The 26,200-nt window shown below is 45.5% G+C and carries 29 protein-coding genes; 11 read left to right on the plus strand and 18 right to left on the minus strand.

Annotated elements, in window-relative coordinates:
- Positions 1–152: 152 nt before the first annotated feature.
- The 3 genes from V6D42_RS14980 to V6D42_RS14990 form a co-directional block, all read right to left on the minus strand.
- Positions 153–1,016, minus strand: a complete 864-nt coding sequence (locus tag V6D42_RS14980) for an alpha/beta fold hydrolase (RefSeq protein ID WP_333513746.1) — start codon at positions 1,014–1,016, stop codon at positions 153–155.
- The gene (locus V6D42_RS14985) at positions 1,003–1,335 is read right to left on the minus strand and encodes an SdpI family protein (protein WP_026014680.1); all 333 of its coding nucleotides are present in this window, start codon (positions 1,333–1,335) and stop codon (positions 1,003–1,005) included. Before V6D42_RS14985 ends, V6D42_RS14980 begins: the two co-directional genes overlap by 14 nt.
- 85 nt (positions 1,336–1,420) lie before the next feature.
- Complete coding sequence (locus V6D42_RS14990) at positions 1,421–1,939, minus strand: SH3 domain-containing protein (RefSeq protein WP_333513747.1); 519 nt, start codon at positions 1,937–1,939, stop codon at positions 1,421–1,423.
- Positions 1,940–2,130: 191 nt separating this feature from the next.
- Between V6D42_RS14990 and V6D42_RS14995 the strand changes: the two genes are divergently transcribed.
- Complete coding sequence (locus V6D42_RS14995; protein WP_333513748.1) at positions 2,131–2,343, plus strand: helix-turn-helix transcriptional regulator; 213 nt, start codon at positions 2,131–2,133, stop codon at positions 2,341–2,343.
- Positions 2,344–2,765: 422 nt separating this feature from the next.
- Here V6D42_RS14995 and V6D42_RS15000 read toward each other — a convergent pair whose 3' ends face one another.
- Entirely contained in the window at positions 2,766–3,035 is a 270-nt protein-coding gene (locus V6D42_RS15000; protein ID WP_024120650.1) for a YfhJ family protein, read from the minus strand.
- A gap of 124 nt (positions 3,036–3,159) precedes the next feature.
- Between V6D42_RS15000 and V6D42_RS15005 the strand changes: the two genes are divergently transcribed.
- A complete protein-coding gene (locus V6D42_RS15005; RefSeq protein WP_010333452.1) occupies positions 3,160–3,312 on the plus strand; it encodes a small, acid-soluble spore protein K in 153 nt (50 codons plus the stop codon).
- 33 nt (positions 3,313–3,345) lie between these two features.
- Here V6D42_RS15005 and V6D42_RS15010 read toward each other — a convergent pair whose 3' ends face one another.
- From V6D42_RS15010 to recX, 3 genes are all read right to left on the minus strand, one after another.
- Positions 3,346–4,539 carry an MFS transporter gene (locus V6D42_RS15010; RefSeq protein ID WP_268447382.1) on the minus strand — a complete coding sequence of 398 codons (1,194 nt, stop codon included), beginning with the start codon at positions 4,537–4,539 and terminating at the stop codon, positions 3,346–3,348.
- Positions 4,540–4,676: 137 nt separating this feature from the next.
- Positions 4,677–4,997, minus strand: a complete 321-nt coding sequence (locus V6D42_RS15015; RefSeq protein ID WP_333513749.1) for a YfhH family protein — start codon at positions 4,995–4,997, stop codon at positions 4,677–4,679.
- Between the two features lie 7 nt (positions 4,998–5,004).
- A complete protein-coding gene (recX, locus tag V6D42_RS15020) occupies positions 5,005–5,796 on the minus strand; it encodes a recombination regulator RecX (RefSeq protein WP_229148992.1) in 792 nt (263 codons plus the stop codon).
- Between the two features lie 88 nt (positions 5,797–5,884).
- Between recX and V6D42_RS15025 the strand changes: the two genes are divergently transcribed.
- The 3 genes from V6D42_RS15025 (at position 5,885) to V6D42_RS15035 (ending at position 7,216) form a co-directional block, all read left to right on the plus strand.
- On the plus strand, positions 5,885–6,820 hold the full coding sequence (locus tag V6D42_RS15025; protein WP_333513750.1) for a TIGR01777 family oxidoreductase: 936 nt from the start codon (positions 5,885–5,887) through the stop codon (positions 6,818–6,820).
- 28 nt (positions 6,821–6,848) lie between these two features.
- Entirely contained in the window at positions 6,849–6,959 is a 111-nt protein-coding gene (locus V6D42_RS15030; RefSeq protein ID WP_010333447.1) for a YfhE family protein, read from the plus strand.
- A gap of 65 nt (positions 6,960–7,024) precedes the next feature.
- The gene (locus tag V6D42_RS15035; RefSeq protein WP_333513751.1) at positions 7,025–7,216 is read left to right on the plus strand and encodes a YfhD family protein; all 192 of its coding nucleotides are present in this window, start codon (positions 7,025–7,027) and stop codon (positions 7,214–7,216) included.
- Between the two features lie 38 nt (positions 7,217–7,254).
- On the opposite strand, the gene V6D42_RS15040 is transcribed toward V6D42_RS15035, so the two are convergent.
- From V6D42_RS15040 to V6D42_RS15055, 4 genes are all read right to left on the minus strand, one after another.
- The gene (locus V6D42_RS15040; RefSeq protein ID WP_024120644.1) at positions 7,255–7,839 is read right to left on the minus strand and encodes a nitroreductase family protein; all 585 of its coding nucleotides are present in this window, start codon (positions 7,837–7,839) and stop codon (positions 7,255–7,257) included.
- An 87-nt stretch (positions 7,840–7,926) separates the two neighbouring features.
- Positions 7,927–8,805, minus strand: a complete 879-nt coding sequence (locus V6D42_RS15045; protein ID WP_333513752.1) for a PhzF family phenazine biosynthesis isomerase — start codon at positions 8,803–8,805, stop codon at positions 7,927–7,929.
- A gap of 113 nt (positions 8,806–8,918) precedes the next feature.
- Positions 8,919–9,953 (minus strand): FecCD family ABC transporter permease, encoded by a 1,035-nt coding sequence (locus V6D42_RS15050; protein WP_333513753.1) that lies wholly within the window; start codon positions 9,951–9,953, stop codon positions 8,919–8,921.
- Positions 9,950–10,951, minus strand: a complete 1,002-nt coding sequence (locus V6D42_RS15055; protein ID WP_333513754.1) for a FecCD family ABC transporter permease — start codon at positions 10,949–10,951, stop codon at positions 9,950–9,952. The genes V6D42_RS15050 and V6D42_RS15055 overlap by 4 nt, the downstream gene beginning before the upstream one ends.
- 156 nt (positions 10,952–11,107) lie before the next feature.
- Between V6D42_RS15055 and V6D42_RS15060 the strand changes: the two genes are divergently transcribed.
- Positions 11,108–12,085, plus strand: coding sequence for an ABC transporter substrate-binding protein (locus V6D42_RS15060; protein ID WP_333513755.1), 978 nt, complete (start codon positions 11,108–11,110; stop codon positions 12,083–12,085).
- An 18-nt stretch (positions 12,086–12,103) separates the two neighbouring features.
- On the opposite strand, the gene mprF is transcribed toward V6D42_RS15060, so the two are convergent.
- On the minus strand, positions 12,104–14,674 hold the full coding sequence (mprF, locus tag V6D42_RS15065) for a bifunctional lysylphosphatidylglycerol flippase/synthetase MprF (RefSeq protein ID WP_333513756.1): 2,571 nt from the start codon (positions 14,672–14,674) through the stop codon (positions 12,104–12,106).
- A 172-nt stretch (positions 14,675–14,846) separates the two neighbouring features.
- Between mprF and V6D42_RS15070 the strand changes: the two genes are divergently transcribed.
- Positions 14,847–15,329: a MarR family transcriptional regulator gene (locus tag V6D42_RS15070; RefSeq protein ID WP_059291612.1), complete on the plus strand. Its 483-nt coding sequence runs from the start codon at positions 14,847–14,849 to the stop codon at positions 15,327–15,329.
- 115 nt (positions 15,330–15,444) lie between these two features.
- Positions 15,445–17,001, plus strand: a complete 1,557-nt coding sequence (locus V6D42_RS15075; RefSeq protein WP_333513757.1) for an MFS transporter — start codon at positions 15,445–15,447, stop codon at positions 16,999–17,001.
- Here V6D42_RS15075 and bstA read toward each other — a convergent pair.
- A complete protein-coding gene (gene bstA / locus V6D42_RS15080; RefSeq protein WP_333513758.1) occupies positions 16,998–17,534 on the minus strand; it encodes a bacillithiol transferase BstA in 537 nt (178 codons plus the stop codon). The two genes, V6D42_RS15075 and bstA, sit on opposite strands and share 4 nt — an antisense overlap.
- A gap of 124 nt (positions 17,535–17,658) precedes the next feature.
- Between bstA and V6D42_RS15085 the strand changes: the two genes are divergently transcribed.
- A complete protein-coding gene (locus V6D42_RS15085) occupies positions 17,659–18,912 on the plus strand; it encodes an MFS transporter (protein ID WP_333513759.1) in 1,254 nt (417 codons plus the stop codon).
- Entirely contained in the window at positions 18,878–19,495 is a 618-nt protein-coding gene (locus tag V6D42_RS15090; RefSeq protein ID WP_333513760.1) for a TetR family transcriptional regulator, read from the plus strand. The genes V6D42_RS15085 and V6D42_RS15090 overlap by 35 nt, the downstream gene beginning before the upstream one ends.
- A 36-nt stretch (positions 19,496–19,531) precedes the next feature.
- Here the strand turns inward: V6D42_RS15090 and V6D42_RS15095 are convergent, their stop codons facing one another.
- Both V6D42_RS15095 and V6D42_RS15100 read right to left on the minus strand, forming a co-directional pair.
- Positions 19,532–20,620, minus strand: coding sequence for an acyltransferase family protein (locus tag V6D42_RS15095; RefSeq protein WP_333513761.1), 1,089 nt, complete (start codon positions 20,618–20,620; stop codon positions 19,532–19,534).
- Between the two features lie 500 nt (positions 20,621–21,120).
- On the minus strand, positions 21,121–21,753 hold the full coding sequence (locus V6D42_RS15100; protein ID WP_333513762.1) for an esterase/lipase family protein: 633 nt from the start codon (positions 21,751–21,753) through the stop codon (positions 21,121–21,123).
- Between the two features lie 409 nt (positions 21,754–22,162).
- On the opposite strand from V6D42_RS15100, the gene V6D42_RS15105 reads away from it, so the two are divergent.
- On the plus strand, positions 22,163–22,726 hold the full coding sequence (locus V6D42_RS15105; protein ID WP_333513934.1) for a PadR family transcriptional regulator: 564 nt from the start codon (positions 22,163–22,165) through the stop codon (positions 22,724–22,726).
- Positions 22,727–22,834: 108 nt separating this feature from the next.
- On the opposite strand, the gene V6D42_RS15110 is transcribed toward V6D42_RS15105, so the two are convergent.
- From V6D42_RS15110 to V6D42_RS15120, 3 genes are read right to left on the minus strand one after another with little or no spacing between them, the layout of a single operon-like run.
- A complete protein-coding gene (locus V6D42_RS15110; RefSeq protein ID WP_333513763.1) occupies positions 22,835–23,992 on the minus strand; it encodes an ABC transporter permease in 1,158 nt (385 codons plus the stop codon).
- Between the two features lie 14 nt (positions 23,993–24,006).
- On the minus strand, positions 24,007–25,197 hold the full coding sequence (locus V6D42_RS15115) for an ABC transporter permease (RefSeq protein WP_333513764.1): 1,191 nt from the start codon (positions 25,195–25,197) through the stop codon (positions 24,007–24,009).
- A gap of 11 nt (positions 25,198–25,208) precedes the next feature.
- Positions 25,209–26,144 (minus strand): ABC transporter ATP-binding protein, encoded by a 936-nt coding sequence (locus V6D42_RS15120; RefSeq protein WP_333513765.1) that lies wholly within the window; start codon positions 26,142–26,144, stop codon positions 25,209–25,211.
- Positions 26,145–26,200 lie beyond the last annotated feature (56 nt).

Raw genomic sequence — 26,200 nt, forward strand, 5'->3', positions numbered from 1 at the left:
TTTTTTAAAGTCGTTTAAACCTGTTTTTTGTTACATTTTTGGTATAACATTTGAGTATATGTAATGTTATTTTGTCAGGTTTAAAATAGAGTATGAAAAAAAAGCATAGAAAAAGTCTGCCATTTCGACAGACGGTGCAAAGAAAATCTGACTTATTGTTTTTCAAGATATTCTAAAATAAGCTGATTCACGATGGCCGGCTTTTCGTGGCTGATCCAATGGGACGCTTCATCCACAAATATTAAATGCCCGTTTGGACAGCGGCTTGCTGTTTCTTTTGCAAGCTTTCTGCTTAAAAAGCGGTCTTCCATTCCCCAGATCATCCGGTAAGGGGCTGTATGGTATTCGCGGGGGTTTTCTGCAAGGCTTCCTTTTCTGAGGGCCCTGTACCAGTTCAGCATTGACGTCAGGGCGCCAGGCTGCTTCCACGCTTCTTTGTACTTTTTGATATCCTCAGAAGAAAAAAGCTCCGGCCGATCAGATAGCCCGATGGCTTTATCTAATTTCTCATAATGATTTTCTTTTAACGCGGCCTCCGGTTTGTCCGGCAGCTGGAAGAAGGCAATGTACGAGCTTTTCAGCCATTGCGGAGGGTAGACTGGCGTTACGGTTTTCATGATGTGCGGATGCGGTATGTTAATGGCGATCAGCTTTTCAACATATTCCGGACGTGTTGATGCCAAGTGCCAGGCTACTGCTCCTCCCCAGTCATGCCCGATCACGATTGCTTTTTGATCAGTGAATTGCGAAATAAGCCCAATGATATCATCTCTTAATGTATCAATTCGATAGGCCTCAATTCCTTCGGGTTTATCACTGAGATTGTAACCGCGCTGATCAGGAGCAATCACCCGATACCCCGCATCGGCAAGCGGTTTGATTTGATTTTTCCAGCCATACCAAAATTCAGGGAACCCATGGAGCAGAACAATAAGCGGGCCGTCCTCCGGCCCTGCGGAAGCAACGTGGAGCGTGATCCCATTTGTTTTGATAAACTGACTGTTAACTCCTTCCACTCAACTCTCCTCCTTGACTTTTCGTCATATGTTTCAGCCGTTTCTCCGTCAGCATAAAAGTGATGATACAAGCAGCAATAAGCATGATCAGCTGAAGGATGATAAAGCTTGATCTCAGCAACACCCCGGCTCCCAAAACAATCAAACCTGACAGAATCATGAGTGCCGCACTGTAACGGTTGGCTTCATTCCATAATCTTTGATCTGACATTGAGCGTCTCGTTCTGAATCCATATACACTGTTAATGGATTTTGGAGGGAACAATTTGATGAAAAGACCTGCAATGATCATGAGCCCTCCGCCGACTAAACAAGCCATATGATCATCTCCTTTCTCATTGTTACGTTCAGAAAGAAGAAATGTTTCAATATCAAGGCAAAAAGACAAGCAAGAACCTGTCTTTTTAGCGTATTTGTAAATCCTTTGTCTGAATATAGCCTTTTACCCCTCCATAATCAACGAATGCCCAGTTGAAATCAAATCCTCCGTTTTCACTGAATCCCCAGCCGAGCAAAGTGACTTCTGTCCCGGAGGAAAGCTGTTTGGCTTTTCCATTTTCCGGTGTTGGTGAATAGAAGGCTGTCTGTTTTGCTGTTTTTGCTTGACTTGCGGTTTTCATTAAGAAGTGTGTTGAAATATATGCTTTTTTCCCTTTGAATTCGATTTGAGCCCAATTAGCATTTGCAAATCCCTTTACAGTGACTTTCTGTTCAGATGATACCGTGCCGAGAATCGCGCTTTTTTGATTTGGTTCAGTTCGCACATTCAGTTTTCCTGCTTTAATAACATAAGAATCTGATGATGGCATGGTGACATTCATGGTCTGAGGGGTTGCGGCTTTTGCTTCGGGAGCGGTGCTACATGCTGTGAAACTCAGTCCTGCGGCGGCTGTTAAAGCGAGCAATACTTGTTTCTTTTTCATTTATAGCTCCTCCTCATATGTTGACAAGATATAAGAGGTATTCCCTGAATGCCCGGTGAATGAAACACTATTTGTATATTTTTTCTAACAATTAAGGAAATGTTAAGGTTTGTAAGGTGAACATTACATACTAAATACTTGTATGATACATTATGTAAGGTATACGTTACATAAAGAGAGGATCAAATTAGATGAAGCACGGGGTTCGTAATTGTGTAAAAGAATACAGAAAAGATAAAGGATGGACACAGGATCAGCTGGCAGAAAAAATTCAAGTAACAAGACAGACGGTCATTGCAATTGAAAAACAAAGATATGAACCCTCGATAGGCACTGCAATTAAATTATCATTAGTATTAGAGTGCTCATTAGATCAATTATTCTGGATAGAAGGAAATAAATAATATGAACATGACGTCGTACCGGATTATTATTGCAAACTTTGCTTCCCGTTTTTTATTGTATGTCCTTTATTGGTATTCACCTTCAACTTTAACACTTCTGTTAGCAGTCATCGGAACAGCCCGAGTTCTTTATTCTGCCGCGCATATTCATAGAAATAAACTCTGGGGGAAACGTACACTTTCAGAATGACCAACGCACCCGCTCAAATGCTCATTTCGCGGGCTATATATCACATTGGGTAATGATTGTTCTATTGTTAATAGGTGCTGTTCTTATTCATCAATCCATGCTGCCTCTATCCTATCTGCAGCTGATTGCATATACTGCTTTTCTTGGTTTTATGATTAGAATGGTGATGAGTGATGTACTCAATACAAATGTATAAAAAACAGCCTGCCGTACTTTATGCCGGCAGGCTGTGTTAATGTAAAAGACCTCTGCTTTGGTTTAAGTAATCATTTACGTCTTCACGGCCGCTTTGGAAAAGGTGGAGCTGGCCGCCATAGTTCTCAATCCACTGTGTGACGATTTTTTCAGTCATTTTTTCGCCCTGGTAGGCGTGTCCGGCTTTTGCATAGGTTGCCTCAAAGTCGCTCCATAACAATTCCACCCATGTTTTAGCCTGAATGTAGCTGATCATATCGTTTTTTTCCAGAAGCAGATTTGTCAGTTTTTCAATATACGTATTCATTTGGTGGTCTCCTTTCCTTCAGGAAAAAAATTACGCTTTAAAACTAAATGTTCTCCATATACTAACCTTACGTCTTCATCTGGCAAGACGCAACTTTTTGATCTCGAACCTAGGGGGATATGACATGGTCCGCAATAAAGAAAAAGGATTTCCTTACGAAAACGAAAACAAGTTCCAGGGTGAACCGAGAGCGAAGGACGACTATGCTTCAAAGCGTCCTGACGGGTCAATCAATCAGCATCCTCAGGAAAAAATGAGAGCCTCCGGCAAACGATAAAAGAAGAACAGCTGCACATGTGCAGCTGTTTTTTTACCCTTTATTGACTTGATATTCATAGACGCTTTTCTTTTCAGACAGATGCGCAAAGGTTGACAGCACCAGTCCGCACGCGGTCATCAGCGCTCCTCCCGCAAACAGCCAGGAATAGGAGCCGGTCCCGCTTAAAATGATACCGCCGATCCACGCGCCGAGCGCATTGGCCAGATTAAATGCAGACACGCTCACAGCTGCGGCGATCGTTGTGCCATTCTCAGATGAAGAAAGAACCTTTGTTTGCAAAAGAGGCGGCGTGCCAAATGCGCAAGCGCCAAATAAGAAAGTCCCGACAATGGCTGCGGCCGGATAAACGGCGATGTACGGAAATACGGCAAGTACGCCGATCAAGCCGATCATGACGCCAATCATGGTCCGGGTCAGCAGAGGAAGCGGCACTTTTCCCGCAAAGAAATTTCCTGCAACCCCGCCCAATCCATAAGCGAAGAGGGCGCCTGTAATGCCGACTGTGCTGAAACCCGCTGAGTTTCTTAAAATCGGTTCGATAAACGTGTAAGCGATAAATACGCCTGAATAGCCTAAAATGGTAATCGCAAAGGAATACAGCACCTGTTTGTGTTTAAATACTCCCCACTCATTCATGAGCATCGGGATGACTTTTGGTTTTCTGTTCGGCACTGTAGCCATCAGGCCTAAAAATCCGATCACTCCAAGCACCGTAATGATGGAAAACACGACTCTCCAGTTTAGGACATCACCCAAGTAGGAACCGAATGGAACACCCAGCATTAAAGCCACTGTTAAACCACCGTTCATAGACGCAGCGGCTGCGGCACGTTTTTCCGGCGGCACCATTTCACTAGCAAATACCATCGCAATTGCAAAGAATGCGCCGTGAATGGAAGCAGATAAAATTCTTGAGACGGCCAATACCGCAAAATTCGGTGCCAGCGCACTTAACAGGTTGGAAAGGATGAAAATCCCCATCAATCCAAGAAGCACCGGCTTTCTCGGGAGCTTGACAGAAACAATCGTGACAAGCGGGCCTGTCACACAGACGCTTGCCGCATAAGCAGTAACAAGGAGTCCCGCAGAGGAAACATGTATATGAAAGTCATTGGCAATCGACGTCAAAATACCCATCACCGCATATTCTGTGTATCCAATTGAAAACGTGCAGATCATAAGGACAAAAATAATGAACTTTACAGATGGATTTTTCATACTCAACGTCATCGCCTCCTTTAATTTTTAAAAAACAACGAGTTCCATCTTAAAAGAAATCCAGGATGAATTCAATCATTTTTTCTCTGAAAATCGCCTTGAATGTGCTCAAATAAAAAAGAGGCTGATATTCAGCCTCTCGGTCATCCCTGCTTCTTTTGCTGCAATGCTGAGATTGGAAGCGCTTCTTCTTGATCGGGAGCCGATGCTCTGTATCCCCAAGCGAAAACGCCATTTAAATAGTTAATGTGAAACTCGTCCTCAGAGCCGTCCACAATATACGTTTCTCCCGGTGAGAAGTCCTCCGGGTTCAGCAAGTATGCTTTTGCCATTGCAATTTTCCGTTCGAGCACTGCCAGTTCATTTATGATTCCAAGCTGTTCCGCTTTTCTTGCTTTTTCAGAAAGTCCTGCGATTTCTGTATTGAGCTCGTGTGTTGTCATTTGACTGTATCGTTTCTCCATTTTTCAGCTACTCCTCTTCCCGCAGAAATTGCTCGATTAAATCGAGTGAGAATCCTTTTCTAAATAAAAATTGTTTGACCTTCATGGCACTTTCATAGGAGCCGTCATAACGGTATTTTCTAAACGCTTTTTCCGCATGAAGACGCAGCGCTTCTTTTTCAGTGTCTTCATCATTTTCGTATTCAATCTGCTCCAGCGCCGCAGAGATGACATCAAATGAAAAGCCTTTGCGCTGCAGCTGCATCTGGGCTCGCTGTTTGATCTCTTTTGAAGAGAGTTTCTTGTCTTTCTTCAGAAGCTTTTCGATATGCTTAACTGCTTTTTCCGTCTGTTCCTCAAACGAGAAAGAACCTAGCGTATCTTTAATCGTATCGTCATCGATTCCTTTCGCCTTCAGCTCTCTGAACAAAACGTCAGGCCCTTTTCCGTTTGTTTTTTTGTGAGTGCTTACATAGGCCGCCGCAAACTCTTGGTCATTTAAATAGCTGTAATCGTTCAGCCTATGAATCACTTCCGCAATGACGGGCGCCGAGGTTTCTTTTTTCTTTAAGTAGTCTTCTACCTCTTTTGTTGACCTCATTCGATAGGATAAAAACTCAATCGCACGGTTGAAGCCTTTTTTCACTTCATCGCCGTATTGAATATCAATGATCTCGAGGTCATCAAGCTCTTTTCCCTTTTTAAGCTCAAATTTCACGAGCACATCGGCGTCAACGCTGAAAGCATATTTTTCATCCAGAAAAATATTAAAACGTTCAGTATTCTTCTTTTGCGCTGATATCTTTGTAATAAATGGCATCTTAATCTCCCTTCTCCGGTCTCAAACGCGTTTTCTATGATCAAAATGAGGTAAAGTATAGTTATCAGAACGATGAGGAGAGATGTGTATGAATATTGCAATGACGGGCGGAACGGGTTTTCTCGGTACGCATCTGACTGGCGTCCTCACCCGCCAGGGACATCATGTTTATATCTTATCAAGAAACCCGGGGAAAACTGAACAAAAAAATATCACTTATGTCCAATGGCTGACTGAAGATGCTGCGCCTGAACAAGAACTTCCTCATATTGATGTCTGGGTAAACCTTGCGGGAAAATCGATTTTTGGCCGCTGGAATGAAAAAACGAAACAGCGAATTCTCTCCAGCCGGATCGATGCAACCCAGGAAGTACGGCGGCTTATTCATAGACAGGCGGAAAAACCGAAGGCGCTTATTCAAGCCAGTGCAGTGGGCATTTACGGCACTGACCTTGAAAAGACCTTTACAGAAGACTCTCCCACGTCAGACGAGGATTTTCTCAGCCATACTGCACATCTATGGGAACGGGAAGGGCAAACTATTGAGGCGATGGGCATCCGAACGGTTTACGCAAGATTTGGCGTGATGCTTGGAGAAAAAGGCGCTCTTCCGTTAATGGTTCTGCCATATAAGCTGCTGGCTGGCGGAACGATCGGGACGGGCAATCAGTGGCTGTCCTGGATTCACGTGGAGGACGCCGCCCAGCTGATTGTATATGCAATTGAAAACGACAGTATCTCAGGTCCTGTTAATGTGACCTCCCCTAATCCGGTTGAAATGAAGCAGTTCGGTAATACGATTGCACGGGTGGTACATCGTCCCCATTGGCTCCCCGTTCCAGAATTCTTTTTATCAAAAGCATTGGGTGAGATGAGCCTGCTTATTGTGAAAGGACAGCGCGCTCTGCCTAAAAAAGCAATTACGTCCGGATTCCGTTTTACATATTCAGATCTTGAATTCGCCCTTTCGCAGCTGCTGAAGGACCGAAGGCTGTATAAAAACGGAAGGAAGCGTCAACCTTAAGAATAACATGGTTGAAGGAGGTCCTTTTATGGAAAAGAAAAGGGAGAAGCACCAGCAAGGAGCCAACCTGAAGAAAATGCAGGAAGTTCTTTATTCGAGTGAATTTAAAAAAGCGGAAAAAGCTGCTAAGCGGAAGTAGGGATACATAGCGCCGGAAAGCAGATACTATGTTTGTTTGATATCACTTTTTAGGGGGAATTTGATATGGGCAGAAATCATATCCACAAAAACCGTGATAAAAACAAACAAAAACTTCCTCAGGTTCCCGATGCGTTAAAACGAGAAACTGACGGCGTTTACGAGGAATATTCAAGCGAACTCGCTGATGCGGATGACCGCGAAGCGCAGGAGCGCGCGAAAGCGGCCGATAACAGAGCGAAAAGCAAAAAACGTTAATGAAAAACCCCTTGTCTCTGCTTGAGACAGGGGGTTTTTTACAGCTCGGTGAACCGTTCCTTTATCGGTGTGCGTTTTTTCACTTCCGGCATTTCATCAGGATAGCCTGTTTGTATGATCGCGGCGAAGCGCTCGTTATCCTGTAAACCGAAGGCTTGATGCACGTCTTTATCATAGAGGATCTTTCCGCTTTTCCAAACCATGCCGATTCCTTTTTCCCAGGCAAGAAGCTGGAGATTTTGAATCAATGAGCTAGTTGCCGCAAAATCATCATCTCTTGCTCTTTCGTTCTCATCTTCCTGAAATACAACAAGCAGAAATCCAGGCACACGGCTGAGTGTCTTTTTGAAATTTTGGAGTTTTTCTTCCGTCATGTCCGGCTTTGATTTTTTAGAAAATGAAGCAAAGGTTTTAATCAAGCTTGCTTTTCCTGTTTCACTGGAAACGTAAATAAATCTCCAAGGCTCCGTTACTCTGTGATTCGGCGCATATTTTGCCGTTTCTAGCATGTCAAGGATGACAGCCGGAGGGACGGGATCTTGTTTAAATTTACGGATTGATCTTCTGCTGCGTATGATATCCCGCAGTGCTGAATCTTGATTTATCTGTTCGGCTTGAGGCATACCGCTTCACCCTTTCTATCCAATTGAAAATGATTATCAACCATAATCATAACGGAAAGTGCAGCTTTTTGTAAACAGCCAGCCATATTAGATTTTAAGAATCCGAGTTTCTGAGTAAACGGCAGTCCCTGTCATGTTCACTTTGATATGATCGTTATCTCCGTTTATTTCAATTTCCACTCTTCCGTCTTTCCCTATCTCCTGTCCTTGCTCAATGATGAATGTACGCTGCCCGGACCGGACGTATTGCTGCATGTAAGCTCCCATCACGCCGGATGCTGTGCCAGTCACGGGATCTTCTATCGTTCCTGAATACGGCGACGAAAAGTGGCGTCCGTGCAGGTCGCTGTCAGAGTGAATCGTTTCAAAGGTAAACGGGTGCACTGAGGCTTTTGGCAGATCAACTAGAACTTCCGGAAATTGTTTGTTATTCGGCACCATTTTTTTAGAGGCTTCTAATGATTTGAGCGGAACAATTGCAGTCCATATGCCTGTACTGCCAAAAACAATTGGAAGGTCATCATGAAAGTCCTCCGCCTTAATTCCCAATGCGTCCGCGAGCTTTCCCCGGTCGCCCGTAAATGGCCTGAATTTCGGAGCAGCCTGTTCAAGTGTAATATGAATGCGCCCCTCTTTTTCAGAAATGTTTGCTGGCAGGATACCGGCTTTTGTCTGGATGGTGTACGTTTTACCGCTCTCCAGCCTTCTTTTTTCACATAACGCGTATAGGGAAGCGACCGTCGCATGTCCGCATAAATCCATTTCGTGTCCAGGAGTGAAGTAACGGAGTTCAAGATCAGCCGCCTCGCTGTTCCGAATAAAGGAGGTTTCTGAATATCCTGCGAGCTCAGCTATTTTCTGCATTTCTTCTTCTGTGTAAGCATCCCCGTGCAATACCACTCCCGCGGGGTTGCCTTTGCCGGGATTTTCCGTAAATGCTTCATATTTTAATACCTCTGCTTTCATTCGCCTGCCTTCCTTTCTGCATCAATGTCTCTGTCAGTATAACAAAATATTAGTGGCAATTTTCAGTCATTAGTAAAAAACCCATTTTCTTTCAGAGAAAATGGGTTTTACGATCAGGAATTTCTTGTTTTATAGAGCAAATAAATAAAATAGGGAGCGCCGATCGCCGCTGTAAAGACGCCTGCCGGAACTTCGACCGGGGCAAATAAGGTTCTGCCGATGATGTCTGCTCCTAATACGAGCAAAGCCCCGATCAGTGCAGATGCCGGGAGCAGCGCACCGTAAGACGAGCCGACGAGGCGCCTTGCGATGTGCGGCGCCATCAGACCGACAAAACCAATCGTTCCGGCAACCGAAACCGCACAGCCCGTAAGAGCCGTACTCAGCAGCAGCAGGAAGAACCGGTTTCTTTGCACGGAGCTTCCCGCGCCTGCCGCAATATCTTCACCGAGCATCTGTATATTCATATTTTTTAAACAGATAAAACAAATGAATAAGAGAATGGCTGACAGCAACACGGCTATTTTTACATGCTGCCAGTTCGATCCGTAGACTGAACCTGTTATGTATACATTGGCTTGGGACGCCCTGTAGATCGGGCCTTTGATCATGAGCAATGTGGTCATCGCTTGTGCAGACATTGAAAATCCGATTCCGATCAGCACCAGCCGAAACGTGGAGGCGCCATTTTTGTATGCGAGTAAATAAACGATAAGTCCAACAACTGATGCCCCGATAAATGCGGCTGCCGGAAGCCATGACAGACTGATCGTCAGTGAATCGCTCCGGTCTGAGAAGAACATCATGACAAGCAGCACCACAGCCACAGCCGCTCCGCCCGTTATTCCGATAATATCCGGGGATGCGAGAGGGTTTCTGACCAACCCCTGCAAAATTGCGCCTGCCGCAGCCAAGCAAACGCCGGCGCATACAGCTGTCAAAATTCTTGGCATGCGGAACGACATCACCATCATTTCATCGAGCTTTGTACCTGCACCGAAAAATGTTTTGGCCACATCCCAAGGAGGAATGAACCGCTGCCCGAGTCCGGCACTTATGAGGAACACAGCCGCTGTTAAACCGAGTAAAACAAAAAAGACAATCCATGCTTTTTTTTCAGCCGCGGTAAAGCCAAAACGAAGTTTCATAGATTCGCCCCCCTTCTTGCGATGTAAACAAACACAGGCATGCCGATCATCGCCGTCATGACCCCGACCGGAACCTCCTGAGGCATAATGATATATCGTGCCCCGATGTCCGCGGAAACAAGTAAAATCGCACCCAACACAGCGGAAAACGGCAGAACCCAGCGATAGTCATTGCCGATGATAAAGCGGGCAAAGTGCGGGATGATGATGCCGATAAAGGAAATCGGCCCGGCAATGGCGACAGCCGAACCGGCAAGCAGGACAATGCATAGTGCCATAACAAATTTCAGCAGCCCCGTTTTTTGACCAAGTCCTTTGGCAACATCTTCTCCCATGACAAGAAGATTAATTTTTCGGCCGAGGAAACAGCTGATCATAAGCGCTGCCGCGGCATACGGAAGCATCGTCAGCAGCAAATCAAGACTCCTGCCCTGCACAGAGCCCGTCAGCCAAAATAGCACCTGAGCCAGCTCGAGTTCATTGACGGAAAGCATGCCTTGTGTCAGCGAAGAAAACATTGCCGCCATGGCTGCTCCAGCCAGCGTCAATTTGATCGGCGTGAGCCCTTCTCTTCCAAGCGAACCTGCGGCATAGACAATCGCGGCGGTAAAGGAAGCACCGAGGAACGAGCTCCATACAAGCGCTTGGGGTGATTGAATATGCAGAAAAAATGATCCGGCAACAATAAAAAAGCCGGCCCCTGCGTTGATTCCGAAAATCCCTGGTGATGCTAGCGGATTTTTTGTCAGCGCCTGCATCAGAGCGCCGGCAGCCGCAAGGGAAGCACCGACAACCGTGGCAACCAGTGCTCGCGGGAGCCTGACGTCTTTAATGATGACTTGCTCATTTGATCCGTTAAAAGATGTAAATGCTTGATAGACCTGTCCCCATGACGTACCGGTATAGCCGTAAATGACACTTGCGCAGACAGCCGCCAGCAAAACGAAAAGCAGACATAATAACAAAATCCATTTCGAATAAGCCTCTTTGAAGATCATCATCCAATTCTCCTAGTGATTTACTATGTACCATTCTTCACCATGACTGCAGTAAAGTAATTGTTTTTGAGAATCATCCTCAATTAATGATTGACACTCTCACCACTGCTTATTATGATCTAAATGATAATGAATTTCAATATTGGGAGGAAAAAGATGAAAAAGCATATCAGCATGCTATTTGTATTCCTTATGGCCGTTATGGTGCTTTCTGCCTGTAATAGTTCAGAAAGTTCCGGTAACAGCCATGGGGCAAACAGCAAAACAAGAACGGTTAAACATGCAATGGGGACATCAGACAATATTCCAGCCAATCCAAAACGGATTGTCGTCTTAACTAATGAAGGGACAGAGGCGCTTTTAGCGCTTGGCATTAAACCTGTCGGGGCCGTGAAGTCATGGAAGGGCGACCCGTGGTATGACTACCTGAAAGACGACATGAAAGGTGTGAAAAACGTCGGGCTCGAAACCGAACCGAATGTGGAAGCCATAGCTGAATTAAAGCCTGATTTGATTATTGGAAATAAAGTGCGCCAAGAAAAGATTTATGATCAGTTAAATGCGATTGCGCCGACGGTTTTTGCTGAATCTTTAGCCGGGAACTGGAAGGATAACCTGACTCTTTATGCCGACGCGGTGAACAAGGCCGACAAAGGCAAAGAAGTCATTGCCGATTTTGATAAGCGCGTTGCCGATATGAAAGATAAGCTTGGCGATCAGACAAACAAAACCGTGTCTGTTGTACGCTTTCTGTCCGGCGAGTCGAGAATCTATTATAAAGATTCATTCTCCGGCATTATTTTAGACCAGCTTGGTTTTAAACGTCCTGAAAAGCAAGTGGAGCTATTCAAGAAACAAAAGGACCAGTTCACGTTCTCAACAGACAGCAAAGAATCCATTCCTGATATGGATGGCGATGTGCTTTTTTATTTCACTTATAAAGCCGATAATGCAAAAGATAATGAAAAATGGGCGAATCAGTGGACGAGCAGTTCACTATGGAAAAACCTTAAGGCTGTGAAGTCAGGGAACGCCCATGAGGTCGATGACGTCGTGTGGACAACTGCAGGCGGAATCAAAGCCGCAAACTATCTGCTTGACGATATTGAAACGTATTTCTTAACGTCTAAATAAAAAAAGAACTCCGTCTGTTTAGACGGAGTCTTTTTTGCTTTTGCCGATCAGACGCGTGACGAGGAACATGGTGACAGAAAGAGATCTGTTTTTCCGATACGCCAAGTATTTTCCGCGCCATTCGGGTTTGTATTTTTCTTTAAATGCCCTGAGCCCGCTGAAGCTGTACATATACCGAACATTATTAAAAATGACAGCCGCGAAGCGTTCTGACCAGAAGGATGTAAAGGCTGTGCCGACATTGGCCAAAGGTGCCATACCCATGTTAAATGACGTACATCCCTCCTCCTTCGCCCATAAAAACATGCGGATGAACAATGCATCCATAATACCGTTCGGGGCGTCGCTGCGATAGCGCATCAGATCGACCGAGATTTCGCCTTCCTGATACATCGGCATGATATTTGCGAAAGCCACAATGTCCCCTTCAGCATTTTTCATATAAGCGATCGGTGCTCTCTGTAAATACGACGGATCAAAGAACCCGAGTGAAAAGCCCTTCTCCTTTTTCGAGCCTAGCCATTCATCTGAGATTTGTTTGAGCTCTTCTAAAAATGCTTCCGAAAATGGGGGATGGTCAACATGGAAGGTATATTCCTCCCGTTCAAACCGGTTATTGATCGCCCGCAGACCGGCTTTTTTCTTCCCTGATATGGTAAACGTGTTTAAGTCCACATAGGCTTCCTCGCCAAGTTTAAAAAAGTTATACCCAAAATCGTGGTACAGCGCCATGTCCTCTCGTTCGATTTGATAGAACAGAACACTGAAGCCCTTTTGATGTGCTTCGTTCAGAAATTCTTCGAGCACAAGCGGGAACGATTCCTTTTGGCCGGACGGATCGCCAAGCACGACCAGACGTCTTGCGATTTTTCCAAACAGAAGCAATGCATTGCCGTCGCTTGAGAAATAAAACCGCTTATCCCCCAGAAAGCCGAGATGGCTGAGCGCGTTGCCGCCTTTGTCATTCAAAAACTCAGCAAGACGTTCTGGATCAGCTTTTTCCCCAATTGGTTTGGTTTTCTTATGATACACCACTGTAAAGATAAAGAAGAACAGCGGAACGGCGATGACTGCCATAATGGTCGCATGTGTAATATGAGAAGTGCTGTGGACGAAATATTCGTGGCGCAGCACCTTCTTCATCCGATCCCAGATGAAGCTTGCGATAAGGTTATAGTTAAATAGCGCCACAGTAAACAGAGCCGCAGCGAAAATCATTTGCCCGAGCGTATAGGAAGCCTGTTCTCTGACAAATTGTTTTTTCAACAGCACAAGCAAGACGATGATAATCGGCAATATGAATATAGCACTGATATTAAGCCCTTTTAAAAAGCTGAAAACAAACCCGCCGACGAGCGCTGTAATCGCCATAGTATAGGACCGTTTTGTCCGTTTATAAAGCTCGATCGGCAATATCAGCAAAATGAGCGCTGAGCTTAAGGACAGCCCATTGAACAACAAAAGGACCGGATGCGGAATGTGCGGAATGACTGTCAGCCGATCAATCGGCAGTGACACCGACGCAAGGACAATGAGACCGGCTACAAACACAATGAGCGAAAGCGATCCCTGCAAAATCCTCACTAACATGGCCCGCTGTACGACAAGCAGAACGTTTGTCGTTTCGATTGCAGGTGCAATTCGCGGGTTCGTTTCAAGCCGTTTCATCGTACTTTCGGTCAGGTCGCCGGCAGCAAAGAACAGTCCCAAAACGAACGGGATAAATGAATAGACGAGCCGGTACAGCACAATCGACGTCACAATGGCTTCCTGATGGTAGCCCAGCTGCTCCATTCCGAGCAAAAACAAAAGGTCAAACGAGCCGAAGCCGCCTGGAACAAGACTGATCATGCCTCCGATTGCCGCAATCACAAATACCCCGAACACATACCTGATGTCAGCATGAATTCCCATGGCGAGCAGAGACAGATAGATCACGATTCCAGCCATAAGCCATTCTGCTACGGAAGCGCCCATATAAGCGAAAATCGGATTTTTCACTGTGTCTCCGCCCTCTTCATCCTCTGCTTTGCGGCCTTTTCGTATAGCCGCCGCCAAAGAGATCGGCACAATCAGCGCGAAGCCGATAACAACCGCCCACAGCCATGGTTTTTCATTGATGACTTCATCCACGGGCAGCCACCTTGCGATAACGAAAATGCTGAAAACTGAAAGGCCGAGCAGCATCGAAGATGTAAGCCAGGCAATTCCTTTCACCAGCGCTTTATGGTCTTTTGTATGCTCCTTATAAAACATCATTCTTAACCCGACTCCGGCTAACCCTCCGAAGCCAAGGACATTATTAAATGAATTAGCAATCCAGGATACCCTGAACACCTTTCCGTTTGTGATCGAAAGGCGCAGCGAATATTTAAGAACGTAATCATATAGTGACATGGCCGCAACAGCAAGCAGGCCGACGAGCACAAGAATGAATAAGTCGGTCCGCTCCAGCCCGTTGATCACCATAAGCGTTCGTTTGAATGACAGGTTTGTCAATTCTTTTTTCGACTGATAAAACACAAATAGTAAAACAGCAACAGGAAAAACGATTTTTAAAATTGATAAAGCATTCTTTTTAATCAGCAATGGTCTCTCCAATCATATACAGTTCGATATTTCTTTCCCCAATAATCTCCAACTCATTATACACTACCGCTATTTTTCGGACAAAGTCCCATCTGCGGTTTATGCTGACTTTCTTTCAGCAGTTAAAATCGAGTAATATGGTAAGAGGAGCGAATGATGAGGAAGTGATCAAATGGAATATAACTTACATGATACAACAGTATTAAACGAAAATATTCTTTCATCTGAGGAACGTGAAATTTGGGTGCTTTATATGAAAGTCTTAACATCTGCCGGGCTCGGTGATGTGTCTGAGTGGATGAAGCTGGATATGAGCATGCCGCAAATGAAAGTGCTGATGCTTTTAAACAATCACGGAACGCTGAAGGTCAGTGATATTGCAGAGAAAATGGGGGCTTCCCTGTCAAATACAACCGGGCTGCTAGACCGCCTTGAGAAATCCGGCTTTGTTAAACGATCACACTCTGAAGAGGACCGCCGTTCAGTGGTTGTCCATTTAACGGAGGATGCGAAAAATATTTTTCGCGGGCTTTATCAAAAGGGCCATATGAAATTAAAGCGTTCCTTGGAAATGCTGTCTCCTGATGAAAAGCAAGCTGTTTCCAAAGGGCTTTCTATTCTTTCCAGAGCGCTGGAGCAGGCAAAAAAAGAATAATGTCAGGCGAAGTCTGTCCTCCCGCAAAACTGCGGAGGCAGACTTTTTTTATTTGACATTTAGTTCATTTTAAATGAATAATATATTCCAAGTGAAGTAAAAGGAGTTGATGAGTATGCCAAAGGCATTGGCAGATCAAAAAAGCCAAAAGTGGGCGATCAGCCTGTTTACCATCGGGGTATTTATGGCTGCGTTGGATAATGGGATCATCTCCGCTGCGCTGACCACGATAAACGAATCGTTTGCCGTTTCCCCGTCTTGGGGTTCGTGGGGCATTACGCTTTATACGCTCGGACTCAGCGTCAGTGTGCCGATCGTCGGAAAGCTTTCCGATCGCTACGGCAGAAAAAAGCTGTTTCTTATTGAAGTCGGCCTTTTCGGGCTTGGTTCTTTGCTTGTCGCCTTGAGCCAAAGCTTTCCGCTTTTTCTTATCTCACGGCTGATTCAGGCGCTTGGAGGCGGCGGGATTTTCATCATTGGAAGTTCTCACGTCCTTGCTACGCTTCCAAAGGAAAAGCAAGGGAAGGCCCTTGGCTTGCTAGGGGCGATGAACGGGATGGCTGCTGTGCTAGGACCCAATGTCGGAAGCTTTCTGCTTGATTGGACTGGATCGTGGCATTGGCTGTTTTTGATTAACCTGCCGATTGCGGTGCTGCTGGTTGTTTTCGGTGCATTTTTCATTGTGGAAACCAAAGCGCCGGAGGCCAAACGTCTCGACACGGCCGGAATTTTTCTTCTATCCTTGTCAATTTTGGCTGTAATGTACGGCATGACAAACCTTGACGGAACAAATCTCTTAAAAAGCCTGGGAGATCCTGAGGTTTATGGATTTATTCTAATCGGTATTTTCTGTTTTGCGGCGCTCGTCTGGTTTGAGAAGCGGATGGAAATGCGCGGGGGCGATCCCATTCTGGCGTATTCTTTACTTCGGAATCACCTGTTTCAGCGAACACTTATCATCGGTTTATTATCCGGGGGCCTGTTGGCGGCGGTTATTTTTATTCCGTCATATGTTGAGCAATATTTAGGCGTCCCTGCCGCAAAAGCGGGCTATTGGATGACACCTCTCGCCTTAGCTTCCGGAATCGGCGCTTGGCTTGGCGGAGCGCTCACCGACAAAAAAGGAGCGGTGAAAACTGTTGTGCTTTCAGGAATCATTTCATGTGTGGGATTTGCTTTATTTCCGCTTTGGGTGACGGAGAAATGGGAGTTTGTGATCGCAAGTGTGGTAGCTGGGATTGGTTTTGGCTTTCTGTTAGGCGCGCCGCTGAACGTCCTTGTATCAGAGGCAGCGAAAACGAATAAGGGCACAGCGCTCGGCACGCTATCATTGGTAAGGCAAATTGGCCTGACATTGGCGCCTACTCTTTATGCAGGTTTTATCACAGCAGGGTTTGACCAAATTGGCGATGAAATCAGCAGCCGCTTATCGGACAGCGGACAGCCAGGGAAGGATATGCAGATGATCCCCGAGATCGACAGTTCAGATGTTTCTTCTTTACAAGAACAGATCGAACGCATACCTGTGCCTGAAGTCAAAACTGCGATAAGCGATGCCATTCATGCTAGTGTTGCCAGCGGCTATGATCATTTATATGCGGCGGCTGCTTTGATTTCACTGCTGGTGGTTGCAGCAATCAGTCTCCCGGCTTTCCGCCGGCAAAAGCGTTAAGACCACCCCATCCGTTTGGAAAGCTCCGTAATATGAGCGATATGGTGATGTGAGTGCCAGACATATAGCCCGAGCGCGTTCTCTAGGGTAATGATCTCTTTTGTATCGGGATGGTAAAATCCGCGCTGCAATTGCTGATCTGTCAGCGTGCGAAGAAGAGCTGTCCATCTTCCGTGAAGCTCCTGCAAAAGCGCGAGTGAACCGCTCGGCTCCGCTGTTTTGGAGTCTTCAAGCTCCGACCATGCTTTTTCATCATACGGACGGATAGCCGGTGTCTCTTCTGTCAAACTTAATTTAAAACGGATATAGCCATTCATATGACTGTCAGCCAGATGATGAACAACTTGCCGGACGGTCCATCCGCCGTCTCGGTACGGTGTATCAAGCTGGCTGTCCGTCATCCCCTCAACGGCTTGCTTCAGCTTAGCCGGCACTTCCTCCAGCACTTGAATCCATTCTTCTTTCTGCTCATTTGATATGAATTTTCTAGGTTTGTACTCTCCTATCGGATAGCTTAGATTGGCTGTTGACATGCCCATTTCCCTCCTGAATTTTTATTCAATCTTTATTTTACAAGAAAACCATTGTTTATTGTGTTATTTTCCCATACAATAAAAACGACACTAGTGTCATTTTTATGAACAGGAGGAGAAAACTATGGGTCAATCATTGTTTTGGAGAAATAAAGGGCTGATGACGCTGTTAGCCTCGCAAACGATTTCTTCCCTTGGCGACTGGCTGCACATTTTGGCCGTCTTAACATTAGCCGCCTTTCAGCTGGATGCTTCTTCACTGGATATGTCTTTTTTAATGATGTCATTTGCACTGCCTGTCATTGTTCTTGGCCCTGTATCGGGTGTGCTTGCAGATCGATTTGACAGAAAAATGATCATGTTTCTGTCTGAAATCGGCCGTACCCTCACCGTTATCAGCTGTGTTTATGTCAGTGAGCTTTGGCAGCTTTACGTATTGCTCAGCCTTCAGAGCTGTTTTTCTTCATTGTTTTCACCTTCTAAAAACGGCAAGCTTAAGGAATTGACATCAGAAGCTTTCCTTCAGCAGGCTGTTTCTATCAGCAGCATCATCGATAACACCGCCAAAATATTCGGACCCGCGCTCGGCGGCATAATGGTCGCCGCTGTCTCTATTCATTCCGTTTTTTTCATCAACGCGGGCGCTTTTCTTCTGTCTGCTGTCATTTTGTTTTCGCTTCCGAGAGATGCGTTTCAGCAAACATCCAATACACCTCAAGACAAAACATCAGCACTTGCTTCTATAAAAGAAGGTTTTCAATTTATGAAACAGACACCTCTTCTATTGACGGGCTTGTTCACGGCTTGCTTTGTTCTCTTCATTTTGCAGATTGGTGATTCACAGGCTATTATTCTCATCCGCTCTTTTCCCGGTGCGCCGCCCGAGCTTGCAGGATGGTGCATGGCCGTAAGCGGGGCCGGTATGCTGCTGACGGCGGCCATTGTAGGGAAAAGGCGAATTTCCTCTTATCTGCTTTATTTCACACTAGGGGCATGTCTGCTTGGAATAGCAACTGGATGTGTGCCATTTCTGGGTGGCTTCGGTATTGTCGGCACAGCACTTTTTATTTTCGCTTTTTTCATCATGGGAGCGGCTTTCGGCCTCGTCCATGTCCCGTTTCAAATTCTTGTTCAGACGTCCGTGCCTGTTGATTATAGCGGCAGAGTGTTTGGCGCTATTCAGAGCACGACGACTCTTGCCTCCATTCTCGGCATGGCGGGCGGGGGCGTGCTGGCCGAATTGATCGGCGTATCTCTTGCTTTTCTGATCTGCGGCTGCTTGCTGATTGCGTCCGGGTTGACTACACTTATAGGTAAGAAAATGTCAGAAAGCAGGCGATATCTTGTCACCGAAAGTAACAAAGGAGCACAAAGATAAACGGCAAGCGGAGATTTTAGAAGCTGCCAAAACCGTTTTTAAACGAAAAGGATTTGAATTAACGACAATGAAAGACGTTGTGGAGGAGTCGGGCTTCAGCAGGGGCGGCGTCTATCTTTATTTTTCCAGTACAGAAGAGATGTTTCGCCGCATCATTGAGGCAGGCCTCGATGAAGGACTTCGAAAGCTTGATAAATCAGCTGAAAACCGAAGTGTCTGGAAGACTATTACCAGCTACCTCGATGGACTGACTGAAGGCCTGCGTGAAGCGGAGGCTACATTGGCGCCGGTGCAATTTGAATATTTGGTGACAGCTTGGCGCAATGAAGAACGGCGCGAATATTTGGAGAAACGTTATGATCTTTTTGTGACAAGGTTTTCGAAGCTTTTGCAAAAAGGAATAGATCAGGGGGAATTTCGGCCGTTGCAGCCTCTGGCGACGATTACTAAGTTTTTTCTCAATGTGAATGATGGCATCATCCAAAACGCGCTTTATTTCGATGAGGACAAAGCTGATGTATCAGGAATGGTTGAAGCCGCTAAACTGTATTTAAAAACAGTATTGCAAGTGAATGAAGGATAAAAATCGCGGCAGGAACGTTTCCCCTGCCGCGATGTTTCAGCCTGCGTGGTCTCGCACTTCCATTTTTACTTTTCGCTTCTTCGGCTGATAGATTTTCCCTACAAACAAATATCCATATTTAAACTTGTTCAGCGTCCAGGATGTCAGGATCGGTCCAGCTGTGCAGACGGCAAACATCAAGAGAACGGCCGGCACAGCGGGAATGTCCGGCATATTCAACAGCAAAACATAGCCAATGATCATAAAATAGGCGTGCAGCAGATAAATCGAAAAGGAGTAGTTACTGATAAACATAATGATTTTCGGCACATGCTTTATGTTAGAAAACAGGTGAAAGCACAGAAAGATCATACTTGTTGAATAAAGCATGATGTCAGGCCGCTTTGAGCTGATCATGCCGACCTCTCCGAAATAAGAAACAGCCACAACCAGCGCGGCGGATCCGATCGCAGCACCGTATATCACCAAGCGGTATTGATTCAGCAGCGCTAAAAACTGCTTGTACTCTTTTCCGCAGTAATAAGCGAGACAAAAGTAGAAAAGCCAGCCTGCAAACGGAACCCAGAAAAACGGAAATGAACCGCCTTGTTCAGAAGCGGGAGCCGGACTGACTGCTGAGAAATAGCCCAAATAAGCGGCTGTCACCACAAACGAGACAGACAGCACCCATTTGGGCGATGCTTTTTTCAAATACTCATGAAAGAGCATGTGCAGGATGTAAAATTGGAAGATGACAAGAATGAAATATCCGATAAAGTTTCCTAAAAATACGTTTTCCAGATATTTCTGCACAAACGCCAGAAATGTCAGCTTTCCCCCCATTGCACTGGTCATCAGCAAGGCATCTATGGCTGCGATAAATAAAAACGGAATAAAAATCACTTTTCCTCTCTTCTTCAAAAACCCCTCCGGCACCCCGTCAGGATAAGAACGTGCCAGCAAAAACTCAGAGATGAAAATGAAAGCAGGCGTGCTGAACATCAGGAGTGTGCGCAAAGAATCAACCGTGTGAGAAATATCGGCAAGTGCTTCCGCCTGAAGCATCAGAACCATTGAAATGATATGGAGCAGAACGACACTTAAGCACGAAAGGCAGCGGATCACAAAAATTTCTTTTATTTGCATAACAGCGCTCCTTCATTTCAAATTTTTAGAAATCGATGGTTGTACCATAACACACCTGCTTCAATTGAAAAAAGTGCCTGATTTCTTATCTTTCAGTATGCATGAAAGACTAAGACCCATAAAAATCCATAGCTTTTGGTATACCACCCTCATCCATTTGTCCCGTACAGCCGGGCTGCTATGCATGACGCGCGGGAACAGTGTCCTGTTCACCTTTTGATAATAATCCAATTCGATTTCAGGATTCCCGAGTGAAATCGACAGAAAAGCTGACGTTACGAAAGGGACAATGGCGGTGGAGCTCCCGCATTGTGAAAAGCTTCAGTAAAGAAGTGTTTGAGCAGGAATAAGGAAGCTGAATAACCGCTTACTCTATTTACGCTGTATTGGAACTTACAAAAAGGTTCACTCAGTTTCCGTTCTGAATTCCTCAATCTGTCAGAAAACAAAAAACCTGCTGTCATGAACAGCAGGTTTAATCTAGCGCATATCCTGAAGCATCAGTTCGTATTTAGTCCCCCGCCATTTAATCCTTCTTTGATATAGGCGTTGACTTGGCTATTAGAAAGCAAGCCAATATGGCCGATGCCATAAAGCTGGATGTTTCTAGCTCCTTGTAATCGAGACAAGCTATTGATGACAATTTCATCATTTAGACTGTAGATTGATGTATAGAGAATCTTTTGATTAGGATCTGTACCAGGCAGCGCAACAGATGACACTAAACCATTAGCCCCTCCAAGCGTGACAACATTTTGAATCTTATTGCCCCCGCCTAAGTATTTTATATAGTATAGAGTATTGGCTCCTCCCTTGCTATGAGCCACAATATCTACTTTTTTTGCTCCTGTTTCTTTTAAAACACGATCAATATATGCAGCAAGCTGCGGTCCGTTATTTAGGTTATTCCCTGTCTTATCATAAAAATCAATCGCATATAGTTTATTGCTTTGCCAGCCTTGAGAGATTAAGTAATTTTTAATAGCAAAAAAATTGTATGATGCGCCGCTAATCCCATGAACAAGAACAACTGGGTTATGTGCTGTTTCCGCCTTTGCACTTGAAGGCGGAGCGGCTAGAATAGACAAAATCATTGATAGACAAATAGATGATGCAATAAGTAATCTTTTCATTTTCCGTTTCTCCTTAATTATGTTTTTACCAGAATGATTATACAATTAAATTTAAACTTGGTAAATATAAACTTATCAGAATCTTCAATTTCTCTATTATTTTGAAATAAGCATAAACCTGTCGATGGGCAGTTGTCTACAGTACACTTGATCCATACACTCGATAGCAACTTGAAAGGACAATAAACGTAGGAGACATGCGGTTGTGTTCCCAGCCTCCCTTTCCTATAATATAGGGAACAGATGAAAGCTAGACATGAGATGGCAATGACTAGTTGATATAGGACAAGTTTCAAGAAGGAATTCAATTTTGTTTTCCTGGTATAAGAGAAAAGAACGATACGATTTTGCGGCAGGGCTTTTAAAAAACTTCTGGTTTGCAAAAACAGCCATAGACACGGAGGACAGCATGAGAGTATTAAAATACGCCATATTAGGGCTTTTACGAAAAGGCGAATTGAGCGGGTATGATATTACAAGTTATTTCAAAGCGGAGCTCGGCCAGTTTTGGAGCGCCAAGCACAGTCAGATTTATCCTGAGCTCAAAAAGCTGACAGATGAAGGCTTTATCACATTCCGGACAACGATTCAGGGCACAAAACTTGAGAAAAAAATGTATACCCTGACTGACAGCGGAAAACAGGAGCTGCACGCGTGGCTGACCCGCCACCATCCTATTCCGGAAACAGTGAAGGATGAATTTATGCTGAAGGCTTATTTCATTTCTTCTCTATCGCGGCAGGAGGCTTCTGATTTGTTTACAGACCAGCTGCTGAAGCGCAAGGAGAAGCTCGCTGACCTGCAAAGGAGCTATGAAAAGCTAATGGCATCAGCAGAGCGGATGTCGTTTTCTTCACCGGATTTCGGTCACTACCTTGTGCTGACGAAAGCGCTGGAGCGGGAAAAAACTTACGTTTCTTGGCTGGAGCATATTTCAGATATGATACAAGAGGATACCCAGGAGCGGCCTTAAATGATCGAAAGTGACTGACCGTCCGTCAAACAACATCTAGAACAAAGACTGAACCTGACAGAAAACAAGATATAATGATAAAAAGCATCTGCCCGCAGGCGGATGCTTTTACGTTCGGAGCGCTTTCAGCCCCGCTGTGAAGGTGACAGCTGCAAAAGCAAATAAGATGCCGCAAATGCCGAGTATATCCGTGATGGTTGCCCCGTTAGCGATGATTTCAGTCAGTCCGCTCATCGCCCACTTTTGCGGGAGAAAGTCAGCAATGGACTGCATCAGCTTCGGCTCAATTTCTATCGGCCAATACATTCCGCTTACCATACATGTCGCTATAACGAACAAGTTACCAAAAGCAAGCTGCTGTTCTGGTGTTCTGACATGGGCAGCAATCATCAGCCCGATACCCACAACTGCAAACAGAAAAAAGGATACTAACACGATCAGCGCAGCCGGATTGCCCCAGCTGATTCCGAACAGCCAATGGGATGCGAGAAGCAGCAATCCAAATTGAATCCAGCCAATCACAAAGAACGACAGCACATACCCCGCTCCAATTTCCGCGCGGCTGACAGACGCGGTGAGCAGTCTCTGCCAGACACCGCTTTTTCGCGCTTCTAATATCGTGCCCGCTGCCCCCATCATTGTCAGCATTACAAACAGAATGGAAAAGCCTGCAGCTCGTGAAGCTTTGTCACTTACGCCCTTGCCTTCTTTTTTATCATTGAGAGATTTCCGTTTTACAGCTGAAGCGCTATCTCCATGATCTTTGGCGATTACCGTTTTATAAGCCGACTTCCAGCTCTCCCCCGCCGCCTCGGCCGCCGTTTTTGCCGCGGTTACCTGAATGTTGAGCTTTGCCAGCTTGCTATCGGCATACTGTTTAGCAACGAGCGCTCCTGTTAGCTCTGGACCGTGGCTGAAGACCAGCTCCGGCTTCTCGCCTTTTTCCAGCTTCTCTTGGAAAGTGCGGGAAAGGGTGATGACTCCGGCAATTTTCTTTTGTTTTAGTTTTTCTGAAGCTTTGCTTTTAGACATCGTTTGAAAGGTATACATATCATCAAGTTGCTTGAGCCCCCGGATATAATGCTGTGAAAGAAGCGTATCATCCTGATCGACGATCGCAAGCCGCACCTTATCATCATGTCCGCCGAGCAGACCGCCGAATACAAAGGTCAGCAGCAGCGGGGCAGCGAACATCATCAAATAGTTCTGCGGCTTCTTAAACATGAGAGAAAGCTCAACGCCGCAAATGGCTATGATTTTTTTCACCGTGTTTTACCTCCTTATCTTGTGTGAAGCCTTCTGATGCCAACAGCCAGTGAACACAGGCCGATTGCCGCAAAAAGAAGGACCGGCGTTTGAAGTTCAGCCCAGCCTCCCCCCTCCATTAAGGAAAGAAAGCCTTCGAGCGCCCATCGATTTGGCACCGCCTTTGAAACAGACTGCAGGAAATCCGGAAATTGATAAAACGGAAGCATAGAACCGCCGAGAACGGCAAGCACCTGAATCCCAAAACCGCCTAAAACATCCGCTGACTTCATATCGCTGAGGCATGAAGCAAGAAGCATTGAAATGCCGGATACAGCTGCTGCGTAAGACAGCCCCAGCACACTCACGAACAAGAGATTGTCTCCCCAGTCCACATCAAAAACATTGATGGTTACAATAAGAAAAATGAAAAATTGTATAATGGCAAACAAATAGGTTCCGAGCCACTTTCCGAAGAGAATGGCGTATTTTTGTGCAGGCGTCATCAGCAGTCTGGCAAGGGTTTCCGTTTCCTTTTCCAGCAAAAATGATTTCGCGCCGACCGTCATATGAAACAGCATAAACATGCATAGCATTGCCGCCGAATAGTATTGAAAACTGGTAACTTCTTTTGTGCCGACTGATTTCTCTGTAACAGCAAGCCTGGCACCCGCTTCTTTTTCAAGCGTCTTTGCAAGGTTTTCTGCAATGAGTGAAGGATTGAGCTTTCCTTGTTTTGCGGCTTCCGTCTTGGTGACATATTCCATTGAGGCGGATGACGCTTCTCGTACTGCCTTGTATTGATCTATAAAAGACAGTGCAGCCGTTTCTATGATAGAGCCTTTTAATTCCTGATCAGTGCCAGCATAGACAGCGGCCGGTTTCTTGCCGGATCCCCAATGTGCCGGGACGGCAATTCCGACATCAATTTTCTTTTCCGTCAGCAGCTTTTTCATTTCCTTTTTACTGCCGGCTTCTGTGACCTTAATCATCTTCATTTTTTCAAGTACATCTGTTTTAAACATCTTCGACGCGCCTGACTGATCAGACTGGACATAGCCGACTTTGATTTCATCAATCTCGCTGCCTCCGCCAAGGATTGATCCAAGAGCGGCCCCTAATATGGCTGTTAAGATCAGCGGCATCAGGATAAGCATCATAAACCCTTTTTTGTCCGTGATTCTGATTTTGACATCTTTCCATGCGATCCATATTGCTTTTTTCATCGCCGTCCCTCCTAATCCCGCAATGTGCGGCCGGTCAGATTCAGAAACAGCCGTTCCAGATTTGGCTCCTGAACCTGGAGAGACAGGAGATTCGTTTGATGGGCAGCGGCTTCCGTGAGCAGGCTGGTGACTACTTTCTCATGGTGCGCCGCAGCAACCTCAATTTTGAGCTCAGATTCACTCACTGTCACATCATTCACATGGGCAAGAGAGCGGACAGCAGAAAGGAACCCTTCATCTGTCCTGCTTACAGTCATCTGGATAATCGTGTCTCCTCCAAGGCGGCTGCACAAATCGGTTTTAGTGCCGATCGCAATCATTTCTCCCTGATCAATAATGCCGATCCGGTCGCATAAATACTCGACCTCTTCCATGTAGTGACTCGTATAGATCACAGTCATGCCTGTTTCGTTGAGCTGTTTGACTGTTTCTAAAATATGATTTCTCGATTGGGGGTCGATGCCGACGGTCGGTTCATCCATGATTAGCAGCTCAGGCTTATGCATAAGGGCGGCGCCGATGTTGATTCTCCGTTTCATTCCGCCTGAGAATGTTTCGATTTTCTCTTTAGCACGCTCAGTAAGTCCGACATACTCAAGGACTTCTGCTGATCTTTTTTTGGCCTCTCCATGCGTGAGTCCATACATTTTCCCCCAGAATACGAGATTTTCTTGAGCTGTCAGTGTCGGGTACAGGGCGATTTCCTGCGGGACAATGCCGATTTTTTGTTTGGCTTTGTTCGTGTCTTTGCCGATAACATACCCGCCGATTGTAATCTCCCCTCCGTCAAGCGGCACAAGTCCGGAAATCATAGAAATGGTTGTGGACTTCCCCGCTCCGTTCGGTCCGAGCAGTCCGAACGACTCACCCTTTTTCAACGAAAAAGAGATTCCTTTGACAATTGTTTTTTTTCCGTATGCCTTTTTGATATTTTCTGCTTGAAGCACGCCGTTTCACTCCTTTTTTTATCCCATTGCCATTGTAGAAGAGATGAGAGTGTAAA

Source organism: Bacillus sp. 0909A, assembly GCF_036765115.1.
In the GTDB taxonomy this organism is placed as follows: domain Bacteria; phylum Bacillota; class Bacilli; order Bacillales; family Bacillaceae; genus Bacillus; species Bacillus mojavensis.

Bases quoted from the DNA above. Each gene is read 5' to 3' on its own strand.
- V6D42_RS14990 (WP_333513747.1), bottom strand. From the start codon at position 1,939: ATGAAAAAGAAACAAGTATTGCTCGCTTTAACAGCCGCCGCAGGACTG.
- V6D42_RS15025 (WP_333513750.1), top strand. From the start codon at position 5,885: ATGAATATTGCAATGACGGGCGGAACGGGTTTTCTCGGTACGCATCTG.
- bstA (WP_333513758.1), bottom strand. From the start codon at position 17,534: ATGTCAACAGCCAATCTAAGCTATCCGATAGGAGAGTACAAACCTAGA.
- V6D42_RS15070 (WP_059291612.1), top strand. From the start codon at position 14,847: ATGGAATATAACTTACATGATACAACAGTATTAAACGAAAATATTCTT.
- V6D42_RS15045 (WP_333513752.1), bottom strand. From the start codon at position 8,805: ATGAAAGCAGAGGTATTAAAATATGAAGCATTTACGGAAAATCCCGGC.
- V6D42_RS14995 (WP_333513748.1), top strand. From the start codon at position 2,131: ATGAAGCACGGGGTTCGTAATTGTGTAAAAGAATACAGAAAAGATAAA.
- V6D42_RS15035 (WP_333513751.1), top strand. From the start codon at position 7,025: ATGGGCAGAAATCATATCCACAAAAACCGTGATAAAAACAAACAAAAA.
- V6D42_RS15105 (WP_333513934.1), top strand. From the start codon at position 22,163: ATGAGAGTATTAAAATACGCCATATTAGGGCTTTTACGAAAAGGCGAA.
- V6D42_RS15115 (WP_333513764.1), bottom strand. From the start codon at position 25,197: ATGAAAAAAGCAATATGGATCGCATGGAAAGATGTCAAAATCAGAATC.
- V6D42_RS15015 (WP_333513749.1), bottom strand. From the start codon at position 4,997: ATGGAGAAACGATACAGTCAAATGACAACACACGAGCTCAATACAGAA.
- V6D42_RS15005 (WP_010333452.1), top strand. From the start codon at position 3,160: ATGGTCCGCAATAAAGAAAAAGGATTTCCTTACGAAAACGAAAACAAG.
- V6D42_RS15085 (WP_333513759.1), top strand. From the start codon at position 17,659: ATGGGTCAATCATTGTTTTGGAGAAATAAAGGGCTGATGACGCTGTTA.
- V6D42_RS15095 (WP_333513761.1), bottom strand. From the start codon at position 20,620: ATGCAAATAAAAGAAATTTTTGTGATCCGCTGCCTTTCGTGCTTAAGT.
- V6D42_RS15050 (WP_333513753.1), bottom strand. From the start codon at position 9,953: ATGAAACTTCGTTTTGGCTTTACCGCGGCTGAAAAAAAAGCATGGATT.
- V6D42_RS15055 (WP_333513754.1), bottom strand. From the start codon at position 10,951: ATGATCTTCAAAGAGGCTTATTCGAAATGGATTTTGTTATTATGTCTG.
- V6D42_RS15060 (WP_333513755.1), top strand. From the start codon at position 11,108: ATGAAAAAGCATATCAGCATGCTATTTGTATTCCTTATGGCCGTTATG.
- V6D42_RS15075 (WP_333513757.1), top strand. From the start codon at position 15,445: ATGCCAAAGGCATTGGCAGATCAAAAAAGCCAAAAGTGGGCGATCAGC.
- V6D42_RS15030 (WP_010333447.1), top strand. From the start codon at position 6,849: ATGGAAAAGAAAAGGGAGAAGCACCAGCAAGGAGCCAACCTGAAGAAA.
- V6D42_RS15000 (WP_024120650.1), bottom strand. From the start codon at position 3,035: ATGAATACGTATATTGAAAAACTGACAAATCTGCTTCTGGAAAAAAAC.
- V6D42_RS14985 (WP_026014680.1), bottom strand. From the start codon at position 1,335: ATGGCTTGTTTAGTCGGCGGAGGGCTCATGATCATTGCAGGTCTTTTC.
- V6D42_RS15040 (WP_024120644.1), bottom strand. From the start codon at position 7,839: ATGCCTCAAGCCGAACAGATAAATCAAGATTCAGCACTGCGGGATATC.
- recX (WP_229148992.1), bottom strand. From the start codon at position 5,796: ATGCCATTTATTACAAAGATATCAGCGCAAAAGAAGAATACTGAACGT.
- V6D42_RS15100 (WP_333513762.1), bottom strand. From the start codon at position 21,753: ATGAAAAGATTACTTATTGCATCATCTATTTGTCTATCAATGATTTTG.